A 12106-nucleotide genomic window follows, 5' to 3' on the forward strand; every position below is an offset into this window, starting at 1 on the left:
CCATCGTGCCGCAAAGTACAGTCGGCGCTGGGGGAGGAATGGATGCTGGAAGCGCAGCTCTGCTTGCAGAACCGAGTTCAGCATGACGGATAAGGCCAAAATCGCCGTCCTCATCTCCGGCGCGGGGACCAATATGGCCGCGCTGGTCTACGCCAGCCGGATTGGCGACTGCCCCTATGAGGTGGTGCTGGTCGCGAGCAATGACGCGCAAGCCCCCGGGCTCGCGCTCGCCGCAGCTGAGGGGATCGCCACATTCGCCCACCCTCACAAAGGCATGACCCGCGAGGCGCATGACGCTGCGATGGAAGACGCCGTGCGGCAAGCGGGCGCGGACTACATCGTGCTGGCCGGTTACATGCGCATCCTCTCGGACGATTTTGTGGAACGCTGGCAAGGCCGGATGCTCAACATCCACCCCTCGCTGCTGCCGCTGTACAAGGGGCTCGACACCCATGCCCGCGCCATTGCGGCGGGAGACAGCCACGGCGGAACCAGCGTCCACTTGGTGACGCCTGAACTGGACGCAGGCGAAGTGCTGGCGCAGGTGCGGGTACCGATAGTAACGGGTGACACGCCGCACAGCCTCGCCGAACGGGTAAAGCTCGCCGAACACCAGCTCTATCCGCGCGCGGTGGCAGAATACGTGTCGCGCTGGCGCAACCCGGCATGGCTGTTGGAGCGGCTGCGCGAGCGCGCACTGGCGCTCCCCGAAACCAGCGAGCAGGAGAGCTTCGGTTCGGCCGGCTTCCGTGTCGGTGAAGGCAAATCGGGCAAGTATTTCGCCTATTTCTCCGACCGCCCTCATGGCCACGAACGCATCGCCCTGCTGGTGAAAACCAGCGGGATGGACGAGCTCAACGCCCTCGTCGAAGATCAGCCCGAGACCTATTTCAAGCCCGCCTTCTACGGCGCGAGCGGCTGGGTCGGGATCATCCTTGATCGCCCCGATCTCGACTGGGGCGATGTCGAAGCGTGGCTCCAGCGCAGCTGGCGCAGCGTCGCACCCAAGCGGCTGACGCGGATGTTGGACATCGCGGACGAATTCTGATGGCGCCCACCCGCGACCACCTGCTGGCCCGAGGCCCGCTAGCGACCCGCGCCAACGCCTTTCTTGGCAAGGCGTGGCAGCGCGGCTGGTTGCCTCCGCCTGCGCTTGACCCAGACGCGCTGTGGGCGCTCGCCGCCAAGCCCTATGGCACGCGCGCCGAGGCTGTGGAGCATGGCGGGCGCTCGGACGAAGACGTCGCCGATTTCCGTGAGCGCCTTACGCGGCTGATCGCCGCCGCAGCGCAAGAGGCCGATCTCAACGCGCTGGGCCGAGCCATGGCCTGGGGGCAGCTTTCGCGGGTCGTAAAAAACCGGCTGGCATTCGGCGCGTTTTGGCTGGAACGGCCCGAACTGCTGGAAACACCTCTCGCCCCGCCCATGATCGTTATCGGCCATATGCGCAGCGGCACAACCCGCATCCACACGCTGCTCGCCGCCGATCCGGCGTTTTCGCACACACGCTATTGCGATGCCTATCACCCCGTGCCCGCGCGGCTCGGCATGAACCGGGTCAAGGCCGCGCTGGAGCTGGCGATGCTCGGCGCGCTCAATCCGTGGATGCAATCGATCCACCCTATGGCGGCGAGTGGGGTCGAGGAAGAGCTGGCCTGGCTCAGCGCCGCGCTCCACCATTCGATCTACGAATCGCAGTGGCATATCCCGGCCTATTCGGCGTGGAGCGAGGCGCGTGACCCCGCGCCGATCTACCGCGAGTTTGCCCGCATCCTGCGCACCGATGCCGCTATCCGCAGCGTTGCCGACAAGCCGCGCGTGCTCAAAGTCCCCGCCTTTGCGGAAGATCTGACAACGCTGCTGTCGCTGTTCCCCGATGCGCGCCTGGTGATCGCCCACCGCGCGCATGATGCGGTGCTGCGCAGCGCTATCTCGCTCGCGGCGAACCAGATGGCGATCCAGTCGGATAGCTGTGACCTCGCCAAGATCGAAGCACGCTGGCGCCACAAAATCGCCTTGCGCGAGGCGCGTATGGCGGAGGCTCTGGCAGACTGGCAGGGGCCGGTCGCGCGGCTGACCTTCGAAGACCTCAACGCCGACTGGGAGGGCGCGATTGCGCGCTGCTATGCCGATCTCGGTATCACGCTGTCCGGGCCTGCGCTGCTGGGGATGCACAACGTGATGGCGGCAAGCGAAAGCGGCCACCATCACGCTCACGCCGCGCAACTCGCCCGCTTTGCAGAGGCGGGCTGACGACCCAATGCAAAAGGGCCGCCCCCTTGCGGAGACGGCCCTTGGCAATGCGTCTGACCGTCAGATCAGCCGACGATTTCGTCTTCGTTGAAGAAGAAGGCGATTTCGATCGCGGCGTTTTCTTCCGAATCCGAACCGTGGACGGTGTTTTCGCCAATCGAGAGCGCCAGTTCTTTGCGGATCGTGCCCGGCGCAGCGTCAGCCGGGTTGGTCGCGCCCATGATGTCGCGGTTGCGGGTCACGGCGTCTTCGCCTTCGAGCACCTGCACGACCACCGGCTCGCTCATCATGAAGTCGACGAGTTCGCCGAAGAACGGACGCTCACGGTGCACGCCGTAGAAGCCTTCGGCCTGTTCGCGGGTCATGTGGATGCGCTTCGAAGCGACGACGCGCAGGCCAGCGTCTTCCAGCATCTTGGTGACGGCGCCGGTCAGGTTGCGACGGGTGGCGTCGGGCTTGATGATCGAAAAGGTGCGGGTAACCGCCATGATAATGCTCCTGTGAACGTCTGGTCTGGTGAGGGGGATATTGGCCGCGCCCCGTAGATGCTGCGCTGCAAAATGGCAAGCGTCAGCGCGCGCGGGGCTCTGTGCTGGGCGGTTTCGTTAATGGCGACGGCGTGGTATTGCGGTTGCAGGGCGCTCCGGGGGGACATCATGGATCACAATCATACGCTTTCACGCCGCCACTTTGCCGGAGCCGCGCTCATCGCGACCGGTTTGGTCGCAACCGGGGGCATCGCCCGCGCCGCTGCGCCCGCGCAAACCGCAGGCGGTCCGATCGGGCCGTTCTATCCGATCCTGCGGCCGGGCGACGATGATTTCGACATGACCATGATCAAGGGCAATAGCGGCCGTGCGCTTGGCCGGGTGATTGAGGTGACCGGTCGCGTTCTCGACCGTAAGGGCAATCCGGTCAGCGGTTCGGAGCTGGAAATCTGGCAGTGCAACGCGGCAGGACGCTATGCCCATCCGGGCGACATTGCGACCGCCCCGCTCGATCCCAATTTTCAGGGCTATGCCCGGCTGATGACGGGGCCGAGCGGCGAATGGCGGATCACCACGATCAAGCCCTCAGGCTATGACAGCCCGATCGGCCACCGCACGCCGCATATCCATTTCGACATCAAGGGCCGCCAGCACCGGCTGATCACGCAGATGTATTTCAGCGAGGATCACGCCACCAACAGCAAGGACGCGCTTTATAACGAGCTTGGCGAAGATGCCGTCACCGCAATGGCAGCGCAGGCAGCGGCTGACCGCTATCGCTGGGACATTGTGCTGGCCGAGGGCTGAGGAGGTCAACCGGCCTTCTTGGTGCCAATGATGATCTGCCCGGTGGTCGCGCTGTCATCGCCGGTGGTGGCGGTGACCGTGATCGACGACTCATCCGCCTTGCGCTCACCGCCGATCATCACTGTGCCGTTGGTAGTCATTTCCAGCTGGATGTCGAACCCGGCCGCCTTGGCCGCATCACGGTAGTGGGCGACGACTTTGTCGGCGGGCGCGTCGGCCTCGAACGCGACCATCGTGCCCTGTCCGTCCGGCTGGTTCACGACAGTGTTGGTGATGACCTTGGAACCCGGAAACAGGGTAAAGCCAGCCGGCAGGTTGACCGGCACATCCGCGCCCGATCGCAAGGTGGCCTCGCCGTCCTCGCCCTTGATCGTCATGCTGGTTTCGCCGGTGTCCTTGTCGATGGTGTATTCGGCGTTCTCACCGTCTGCCGTGGTGAATTCGCCCGAGGTTTCCGAACCACAGGCGCTGAGCATCAATGCCACACCCCCCGCCAACACCAGTGCCGCCTTGCGCATATGCTTTCCCCAATCACACGATGACGGGAGGTAGCATCACCTATCGCCTGTCGTGACGCAAGCCCTTCGGATCGGGTGCTTAGCCCTTCTTCACCCAGCGCCCGTCTTCCTGCGCGAAATAGGCGCGGGTGACATCCTCGCGCCCGTCATGCGCGCGCCAAGCGAGGCGGGCGGCGGGGGCAGCGTCGGGCGGGAAGAGCAGGAACACGCGGGCAAAGCCGCTGCTTTCGCGGAAAGTGCCATCAGCCAGGATCAGGTGGCTCGCCCCGTTGCTGGCGGCGATGTCGGCGGATAGCAGAATCGGTTGAAGCTCAGCGCCCGGCGCATCCGCTTCGCCATTGGCAAGAAAGGTCTCCGGCCCGGCCTGCCACAGTGTCCGGGCGATCACCTCGCGCTGTTCGGCATCGGCGGAGACGACCAGCACCCGCTCGCCCTCACCCAGCGCGCGCTTGGCGATCAGGGCGACGACCTTTTCGAGGGGGTCATGGGTGTATTGCCAGAAATCGAGCTTCATGTGCCTGGCCCAGAGCGCCTGCACCGATCGGAACAATACTTCACATTGTCCCAATCCCGCTCCCACTTCTTGCGCCACGTGAAAGGCAGCCCGCAGGCGAGGCAGGTCTTGGAGGGCAACTCGGACTTTTTGCGCATTTTGGGGATGGTGAAGTCTCCCCGTTAGCCTTCCGCCACATTCCGCACGAACTGGTCCAGCAGGCGCACGCCGTAACCGGTCGCGCCCTTCTCCCACGTCTGGCCCGGCTTGTTCGACCAGACCATGCCCGCGATATCGAGGTGCGCCCAAGGGGTGCCATTCTTGATGAAGCGCTGGATGAACTGCGCGGCGGTGATCGAGCCGGCCTCACGCGGGCCGACGTTCTTGATGTCGGCGATCGGCGAATCGATCAGCTTGTCGTAATTCGGCCCGAGCGGCATCCGCCACAGCTTGTCGCCGCTGGTCAGGCCTGCCGCTGAGAGCTGCGCCGCGAGCGTGTCATCATTGGCGAACATCCCGCCATATTCATTGCCGAGGCTGATGATCATAGCGCCGGTCAGCGTGGCCAGATCGACGATCCGCGCCGCGTCATACTGCTCCTGCACCCAATGCAGCACATCGCACAGCACCAGCCGGCCTTCCGCATCGGTGTTGAGCACTTCGACGGTCTGACCGCTCATCGTGGTGACGACATCGCCGGGGCGCTGCGCCTTGCCGTCGGGCATGTTCTCGACGAGGCCCACGACGCCGATCACGTTCGCCTTGGCCTTACGGCTGACGAGCGCCAGCATCGCGCCGACAACTGCGCCTGCACCGCCCATGTCCCACTTCATGTCTTCCATGCCCGGCGGCGGCTTCAGCGAGATGCCGCCGGTGTCGAAGGTGACGCCCTTGCCGACGAACACGGTCGGCTTGTCGCCCGCCGTGCCGCCGTTCCAGCGGATCGCGAGAATCTTCGATTCGCGTTCGGACCCCTGCCCGACGCCGATCAGCGCGCCCATGCCGAGCGCGGTCATCTCCGCTTCGCCCAGCACGGTGAGTTCCGCGCCGGTGCCGGCAAAGGCTTCCTCGCACGCGGCAACGAAGGTTTCGGGGTAGATGATGTTGGCCGGTTCCGTCACCAGGCCGCGGGTGAACTCCACCCCCTTGGCGAGGGCGGATTCCCGCTCCCAAGCGGCTACCGTGCCCTCGGGCGCGCCGGTGACGTGCACCGTGGTCAGCGAGGGGCGCTTATCCGCAGCAAGGCGCGTGCGGTATTTGTCATGCCGCCAGCCGCGCAGGCGCAAGCCGAGCAAAACGGCCGCCGCGTCATCGGCCGAGAGCCCGGCATTGGCGAGATCGACCACCATCACCGTCTCACCCGAAGCGAGATATTTCGCGGTCAACGCGGCGCCTGCCCGTTCGAGGTTCGCGCGGCGGTCAGCGGCATCGGCTTCCCCTGCGCCGGCCAGCGCGATCCGCTTGACCGAACCGCCGAGGTTCGCAAAGCCTTCGAACAATTGCCCTGCCCTGCCCGTAAAGCGCGAAGCCGCCGCGCCTTCAACGAATGTCGCATCAAGGCCTGTGATCGCCGCCCCCTGATTGATGATCTGCGCGTGCAGGCGAGTATCGGCGGGAGGGGTGGCGGTGAGATGGATTTGCATGGGTACTCCGAAGAAGCATGAGGTCGGGCATGCGGTCATGGTGTCCAGCACGTGCGACGAGCCGCGCGCCGGGGGGCGCAAACGCGATTGCGATTAGGCCCGAGCGGTGCAATAGGCAAGGCCATGTCGGGAGGCTTGTCAGACGGATCGCGGGACGGCGCGTGCCATGCCCAGCGCGTTCCGGGACGGGCCGGCGCGCCGCTTTGGGCGTTGGTGCTGGCGCTTCTAGGGACAGCCACTCCGCTCGCCGCGCAGGATGCAGGCGGTGTTGCTCAAACCGAAACTCCGCAACCCGCCACATCGGAACCCGCCGAGGCCCAAGCGCCTCGCAAGATCGATTTCGAAGCCCGCGAGCTGAGCTACAACAACGAAACGGAAACCGTCACCGCACGCGGCAATGTGATCCTGCGCTCCGAAGACCGCTCGGTCCGCGCCGATGAAGTGATCTGGGACCGCAATTCGGGCCGGATCATCGCCAGCGGCAATATCCGGCTGGTGGACGAGGCGGGCAACCAGCTGTTCACCGACCAGGTCGAACTGACCGAAGAATTCGATACCGGCGCGATGAGCGAACTCCTCATCGCCCTGCGCGCAGGTGGCCGGCTCGCGGCGCGATCGGCAGAACGCGGGGAGGACGGCGTCGCAGTGCTGACCGACGCCGCCTACAGCGCCTGTCCGGTGGTCGATGCCGAAGGCTGCGCTGCCGACCCCAGCTGGCGGATCACGGCCAAGCGGGTGATTTACAACCAGAAGACCAGTGTCGTCAGCTTTTCGGGTGCGGTGCTCGAACTGTTCGGCGCGCGCATCCTGCCTCTTCCGGGTCTCGGATTTCGCACGGATGGCAAGGGTACATCCGGCTTTCTGGTTCCCGATGTACGGATCACGCAGGTCAACGGGCTCGAACTGTCCGGCGAGTATTACTGGCGCTTCGGCGACAACCGCGATCTGACGCTGGGCGCCTATGTCTTCTCCAACGTGGCCCCGATGGCGAGCGCGGAGTGGCGGCACATCACTGACAAGGGCGCCTACCAGGTCACCGGCTACGGCACCTTCAGTGACCGCCTGACCGATTTCACCGGGGCGGACAGCTTCCAGAGCGATCCGCGTGGCTACCTTGACGCCAATGGCCGGTTCCAGTTCTCGCCCGACTGGAGCTTCACCTCCTCGATCCGCTTGGCATCAGACCGCACCTTCCTGCGCCGCTACGATATCAGCCGCGATGACCGGCTGCGCTCGACCGTCAATCTCGAACGGATCACGGACCGCTCCTATCTCTCGGTGGCCGGCTGGGCGACCCAGACGCTGCGGCTGAACGCCGATCAGGGGCAGGTCCCGCTTGCGCTGCCCGCGATCGATTTCCGCCAGAAGCTCGCTGACCCGGTGCTGGGCGGCAATGTGCAGTTTCAGGCGAACAGCCTCGCGCTGCTGCGCAATGACGGGCAGGACACCCAGCGCGCCTTTGCCGGGGCGCAGTGGGATCTGAAGCGGCTGACCGGCCTGGGGCAGGTCGTCACCCTTACCGCGCTGGTGCGCGGCGATGTTTACAACACCAACAATAGCATCGCGACCACCACCGCCAGCTACCGCGGCACCGAAGGCTGGACGACGCGCGGCATCGCCACGGCAGCGATCGACATCGAATGGCCGTTCGTGGGCGAAGCGTTCGGCGGCACGCAGGTGTTCAAGCCGCGCGTGCAAATCGTCGCCAGCCCCAAGATCCGCAATCTCGACGTCCCCAATGAAGATGCGCGCGCAATCGACCTTGAAGATTCCAACCTGTTCGCGCTCAACCGCTTCCCCGGATATGACCGGGTCGAGGATGGCAGCCGTGTCACCTGGGGCGTCGACTGGGAATTACAGCGCCCCGGCTGGAGGGTGCGCTCGACCATCGGCCAGTCCTTCCGGCTGGAGGCGCCGCGTGACGATATCTTCCCCGAAGGCACTGGCCTGTCCGAACGGGTATCCGATTTCGTGGGTCGCACCGAAGTCCGGTTTCGCAATCTGGTAAGCTTCACCCACCGCTTCCGGCTCGACAAGGACAACTTCGCGATCCGCCGCAACGAAATCGACGCAACCGTCGGCTCCCGCCGGACCTATCTGGAAGTTGGCTACCTGCGGCTGAACCGCGACATCGCCACGGTCGAGGATCTGCGTGACCGCGAGGAACTGCGCGCTGCAGCCCGGATTGCGATCGGCCGCAAATGGTCGGTGTTCGGCTCGGGCGTGTTCAACCTCACCGACGCGGACGAAGATCCGGTGTTCCAGCCCGACGGGTTCGAGCCGATCCGCACCCGGCTCGGCGTGGCCTATTCCGACGATTGTATCGAATTCGGCGCCACCTGGCGGCGCGACTTCATCGATGCAGGCGATGCGCGGCGCGGCAATGCGTTCCAGCTGTTCTTTGCCATTCGCAATCTGGGGTTCCGTTAATCTGCGCGAATTGGCAGGCTTGGCAAATGGCGTTAAGGAAGCCGCCTAAAGCAAGCTGACCACGCTCTGGGGGATCGGGCGGGACTCAGCTTCCATTAAGCCGGCACAGAACATTGGCGGCACATTGCGTCAGGGGTCGCGCGAATTGGTTGGCCACACGTCAGGCTAAAAGAACGGGAACGAACGAGTGAGTGTAAAGCTGTTTTCCAAGGCGCTGTTTGCCAGAACCGGGACCGCTCTTGCGGTGGCCGGGATGATCGGCCTTGCGCTGACGCCGGTTGCGGCTCCGGCCCAGACCGTCGCCGTGCCGACCGCGGACAATCCCTTCGGCCTGCCCGAAGACATCACGCTGTTCGGCAAGGCTGACCCTGACCGCCGCACGGCGACCGCGATCGTCAATGGCTTTGTCATCACTGGCACCGACATCGACATGCGCGTGGCGCTGGTGACGGCGGCATCGGATGCCGCAATTTCCGAAGAGGAAATGCTGCGTCTGCGGGTGCAGGTGCTGCGCAACCTCATCGACGAAACGCTCAAGATCCAGGCCGCTGCTGCCGCCGAAATGGAAGTGAAGCGCGAAGAGGTCGAACAGACCTACCAGCAGCTCGCCGCCCAGAACTTCGGCAGCGATCCGAAGAAGATGGACGAATACCTGGTCTCGATCGGTTCCTCGCCCGCCTCCCTCAAGCGCCAGATCGAAGGCGAAGCAGCTTGGGAAAACCTCCTGCGCCGCAACATCATGCCGTTCGTCAATGTCTCGGCCGAAGAGGTCAATGATTCGCTCAAGCGGATGAACGAGGCCAAAGGCACCGACGAATACCGGCTGGGCGAAATCTTCCTCTCGGCCACCAGCGAAAACCGCGCGGCAGTGCTCGCCAATGCTCAGCAGATCGTCCAGCAATTGCAGCAGGGCGGCAGTTTTGTCGCCTATGCGCGCCAATATTCCGAAGCGACCACCGCAGTGGTCGGCGGCGATCTGGGCTGGGTGCGGCTGGGTCAGCTCCCCCCGCAGCTTGCCGCGGCTGCCCGCACCATGAGCGCCGGGCAGTTGCAGGGGCCGATCGAAATTCCGGGCGGCTTTTCGATCCTGTATCTGATCAACAAGCGTCAGGTGCTGATGGCCGACCCGAATGAGGCGGTGCTGAACCTGAAGCAGATCTCGATCATGTTCCCGGCCGGCGTCACCCAGGCCCAGGCCGAAGCGAAAGTCTCGGAATTCGGCAACTTCGCCGATAGCCTGCGCGGCTGCGCCGATGTCGAAGCGGGCGCGGCCAAGATCGGCGCTGAAGTGGTGACCAACGACCAGATCAAGGCCGAGGTGCTCCCGCCGCAGCTGCGCGACATCATCCTCAACCTCCAGATCGGGCAGACCACCCCGCCGTTCGGCAATATCCAAGAAGGCGTGCGGGTGTTCATGCTGTGCGGCCGCGACGATCCCAAGGATGCCGGTGCCCCGACCTTTGCCGCAGTGATGGACCAGCTGGAAGAAGAACGCGTCAACAAGCGCGCCCAGCGCTTCTTGCGCGATCTGCGTAACGACGCTTACATCGAATACAATTGACACCGCCCGCCCTGTCTCTGACCGCGCCGCTTGCGATCAGCCTCGGCGATCCGGCCGGGATTGGGCCGGAAGTCATCCTTGGCGCATGGGCGCGATTGCGGTCTGAACGCCGCGCGCCTCCCTCCTTCGTGGTCGGCGGGCCGCAATTGCTGCGCGCGCTGGCCGAACGGCTCGGAATCGACTGCCCGATCGTACCGATTGCCGACCCGGCCGAAGCGATGTTCGCTGCCGGAGCGGGGTTGCCGGTTCTTGCCGGGCTAGATGGCCCATCATCGCCCGGTCATCCCGCAGCAGATGGTGCCCGGTTGGCGCTTGCTTCGCTGCAATGGGGCACGAAATTCGCGCTTTCGGGGGTGGCCACCGGACTGGTGACCGCGCCGGTTTCCAAGGGCGAGTTGGCTGCGGTCGGGTGGGATTACCCGGGACAGACCGAATTCCTCGCCGACGCCTGCGGGCGGCCCTATCGCGATGCGGTGATGATGCTCGCGGGGCCTTCGCTGCGCACTGTGCCGCTGACCGTGCATGTCTCCCTGGCCGAGGTGCCGGGGCTGATCTCGGCCGAGTTGATCACCCACAAGGCGCGGATCGTGGCCGCAGGATTGCGCCGCGATTTCCGGATTCCCGCCCCGCGCCTCGCGATTGCGGCACTCAACCCGCACGCGGGTGAAGGCGGCAAGTTCGGGGATGAGGAAGCCCGGATCATCGCCCCTGCCATCGCCGCCTTGCAGGCCGAGGGGATCGACGCTTTCGGCCCCGTCCCGGGCGACGCGCTGTTCACGCCGCGGGCACGCGCGGGCTATGATGCGGCCTTGTGCATGTATCACGACCAAGCACTTATCCCTCTGAAAGCGCTGGAGTTTGACGAAGGCGTGAATGTCACCTTGGGCTTGCCGCTCATCCGCACCTCGCCCGACCACGGCACTGCGTTCGACATCGCCGGACAAGGCTTGGCCGATCCCGGCGCGATGGCAGCGGCAATCGTGATGGCGAGCGAGATGGCCATAGCCCGGGCAAGCACCGGTGCCTGACCTTCCCCCCATCCGCGAGGTCATCCAGCGGCATAACCTCGCCGCTTCCAAGGCGCTGGGGCAGAACTTCCTGCTCGACGAGCAGCTGCTCGCCCGCATTGCCGCCCTGCCCGGAGACCTCACGGGCCAGCAGGTGCTCGAAGTCGGCCCCGGCCCCGGCGGCCTCACCCGTGCACTGCTCAGGTCGGGCGCACGCGTCACCGCCATCGAGATGGACCGCCGCTGCATGCCTGCCTTGGCGGAACTCGGCGAGGCCTTCCCCGGCCAGCTGACCGTAATCGAGGGCGATGCCCTGAAGCTGGATCATGCCGCGCTGATGCAAGGCGCGCCATTTCATGTGCTTTCGAACCTGCCCTACAACGTCGGCACCGCGCTGTTCGTGCGCTGGCTTTCGGGTGAGGCTTGGCCGCCGCTGTGGCAGTCGCTCACCCTGATGTTCCAGCGCGAAGTCGCTGACCGGATCGTCGCGGACGCCGGAGACGACGCCTATGGCCGCCTCGCCGTGCTGGCGCAGTGGCGGGCCGAGGTGCGGTTGGCAATGAAGGTGCACCGCAGCGCCTTCACCCCGCCGCCCAAGGTGATGAGCGCGGTCGTCCACGTGACCCCCGCCGCCATGCCCGAGGGCGTGTCGGCCCGGATGCTCGAACGCCTCACCGAAGCCGCCTTCGGCCAACGCCGCAAGATGCTGCGCCAGAGCCTCAAGGGCGTGCCGGGCGCGCTCGAGGCGCTGGCGACGCTGGGGATCGACGAGACCCGGCGGGCCGAGACGGTCAGCGTGGCCGAGTTCGTCGCGGTGGCGAAGACGCTGACCGCCTGAAACCGCACCGAGCGCTGCCTCTGATTCGCGCCCTCTCCACGCCCTGTTGGAGACACATGAGACACTGT

The 12106-nt window shown here is 65.4% G+C and carries 12 protein-coding genes; 7 read left to right on the forward strand and 5 right to left on the reverse strand.

The genetic code is table 11. The features are described 5' to 3' along the window. Nucleotides 1-82: 82 nt before the first annotated feature. Both purN and GRI59_RS12245 read left to right on the forward strand, forming a co-directional pair. The gene (gene purN / locus GRI59_RS12240) at nucleotides 83-1048 is read left to right on the forward strand and encodes a phosphoribosylglycinamide formyltransferase (RefSeq protein ID WP_160761426.1); all 966 of its coding nucleotides are present in this window, start codon (nucleotides 83-85) and stop codon (nucleotides 1046-1048) included. Further along, nucleotides 1048-2253: a sulfotransferase family protein gene (locus GRI59_RS12245; protein WP_237440784.1), complete on the forward strand. Its 1206-nt coding sequence runs from the start codon at nucleotides 1048-1050 to the stop codon at nucleotides 2251-2253. The genes purN and GRI59_RS12245 overlap by 1 nt, the downstream gene beginning before the upstream one ends. Nucleotides 2254-2318: 65 nt before the next feature. On the opposite strand, the gene ndk is transcribed toward GRI59_RS12245, so the two are convergent. Continuing rightward, complete coding sequence (ndk, locus tag GRI59_RS12250; RefSeq protein WP_072673444.1) at nucleotides 2319-2741, reverse strand: nucleoside-diphosphate kinase; 423 nt, start codon at nucleotides 2739-2741, stop codon at nucleotides 2319-2321. 168 nt (nucleotides 2742-2909) lie between these two features. Here ndk and GRI59_RS12255 point away from each other — a divergent pair, with 168 nt between their 5' ends. Next, entirely contained in the window at nucleotides 2910-3548 is a 639-nt protein-coding gene (locus tag GRI59_RS12255) for a dioxygenase family protein (protein WP_160761427.1), read from the forward strand. 5 nt (nucleotides 3549-3553) lie between these two features. Here the strand turns inward: GRI59_RS12255 and GRI59_RS12260 are convergent, their stop codons facing one another. The 4 genes from GRI59_RS12260 to GRI59_RS12275 all read right to left on the reverse strand — a co-directional run bounded on the left by GRI59_RS12260 (nucleotide 3554) and on the right by GRI59_RS12275 (nucleotide 6202). Continuing rightward, nucleotides 3554-4066: a hypothetical protein gene (locus tag GRI59_RS12260; protein WP_160761428.1), complete on the reverse strand. Its 513-nt coding sequence runs from the start codon at nucleotides 4064-4066 to the stop codon at nucleotides 3554-3556. 79 nt (nucleotides 4067-4145) lie between these two features. Beyond that, the gene (locus GRI59_RS12265) at nucleotides 4146-4580 is read right to left on the reverse strand and encodes a DNA polymerase III subunit chi (protein WP_160761429.1); all 435 of its coding nucleotides are present in this window, start codon (nucleotides 4578-4580) and stop codon (nucleotides 4146-4148) included. Beyond that, a complete protein-coding gene (locus GRI59_RS12270) occupies nucleotides 4577-4717 on the reverse strand; it encodes a DUF2256 domain-containing protein (RefSeq protein ID WP_160761430.1) in 141 nt (46 codons plus the stop codon). The genes GRI59_RS12265 and GRI59_RS12270 overlap by 4 nt, the downstream gene beginning before the upstream one ends. A gap of 24 nt (nucleotides 4718-4741) precedes the next feature. Beyond that, a complete protein-coding gene (locus tag GRI59_RS12275) occupies nucleotides 4742-6202 on the reverse strand; it encodes a leucyl aminopeptidase (RefSeq protein WP_160761431.1) in 1461 nt (486 codons plus the stop codon). 123 nt (nucleotides 6203-6325) lie between these two features. On the opposite strand from GRI59_RS12275, the gene GRI59_RS12280 reads away from it, so the two are divergent. From GRI59_RS12280 to rsmA, 4 genes are all read left to right on the forward strand, one after another. Continuing rightward, on the forward strand, nucleotides 6326-8632 hold the full coding sequence (locus GRI59_RS12280; protein WP_160761432.1) for an LPS-assembly protein LptD: 2307 nt from the start codon (nucleotides 6326-6328) through the stop codon (nucleotides 8630-8632). A gap of 253 nt (nucleotides 8633-8885) precedes the next feature. Further along, nucleotides 8886-10193, forward strand: coding sequence for a peptidylprolyl isomerase (locus tag GRI59_RS12285; protein ID WP_160761652.1), 1308 nt, complete (start codon nucleotides 8886-8888; stop codon nucleotides 10191-10193). An 11-nt stretch (nucleotides 10194-10204) separates the two neighbouring features. Further along, nucleotides 10205-11221, forward strand: a complete 1017-nt coding sequence (gene pdxA / locus GRI59_RS12290; protein ID WP_160761653.1) for a 4-hydroxythreonine-4-phosphate dehydrogenase PdxA — start codon at nucleotides 10205-10207, stop codon at nucleotides 11219-11221. Continuing rightward, a complete protein-coding gene (gene rsmA, locus GRI59_RS12295; protein ID WP_160761433.1) occupies nucleotides 11214-12038 on the forward strand; it encodes a 16S rRNA (adenine(1518)-N(6)/adenine(1519)-N(6))-dimethyltransferase RsmA in 825 nt (274 codons plus the stop codon). The genes pdxA and rsmA overlap by 8 nt, the downstream gene beginning before the upstream one ends. Nucleotides 12039-12106: the final 68 nt, after the last annotated feature.

It is taken from the genome of Erythrobacter ramosus (assembly GCF_009828055.1).
GTDB lineage: Bacteria > Pseudomonadota > Alphaproteobacteria > Sphingomonadales > Sphingomonadaceae > Erythrobacter > Erythrobacter ramosus.

Coding starts and splice junctions, on each gene's coding strand:
- GRI59_RS12265 (WP_160761429.1), bottom strand. CDS start 4,580: ATGAAGCTCGATTTCTGGCAATACACCCATGACCCCCTCGAAAAGGTC.
- GRI59_RS12245 (WP_237440784.1), top strand. CDS start 1,048: ATGGCGCCCACCCGCGACCACCTGCTGGCCCGAGGCCCGCTAGCGACC.
- GRI59_RS12275 (WP_160761431.1), bottom strand. CDS start 6,202: ATGCAAATCCATCTCACCGCCACCCCTCCCGCCGATACTCGCCTGCAC.
- GRI59_RS12285 (WP_160761652.1), top strand. CDS start 8,886: ATGATCGGCCTTGCGCTGACGCCGGTTGCGGCTCCGGCCCAGACCGTC.
- ndk (WP_072673444.1), bottom strand. CDS start 2,741: ATGGCGGTTACCCGCACCTTTTCGATCATCAAGCCCGACGCCACCCGT.
- purN (WP_160761426.1), top strand. CDS start 83: ATGACGGATAAGGCCAAAATCGCCGTCCTCATCTCCGGCGCGGGGACC.
- GRI59_RS12280 (WP_160761432.1), top strand. CDS start 6,326: ATGTCGGGAGGCTTGTCAGACGGATCGCGGGACGGCGCGTGCCATGCC.
- GRI59_RS12270 (WP_160761430.1), bottom strand. CDS start 4,717: ATGCGCAAAAAGTCCGAGTTGCCCTCCAAGACCTGCCTCGCCTGCGGG.
- GRI59_RS12260 (WP_160761428.1), bottom strand. CDS start 4,066: ATGCGCAAGGCGGCACTGGTGTTGGCGGGGGGTGTGGCATTGATGCTC.
- GRI59_RS12255 (WP_160761427.1), top strand. CDS start 2,910: ATGGATCACAATCATACGCTTTCACGCCGCCACTTTGCCGGAGCCGCG.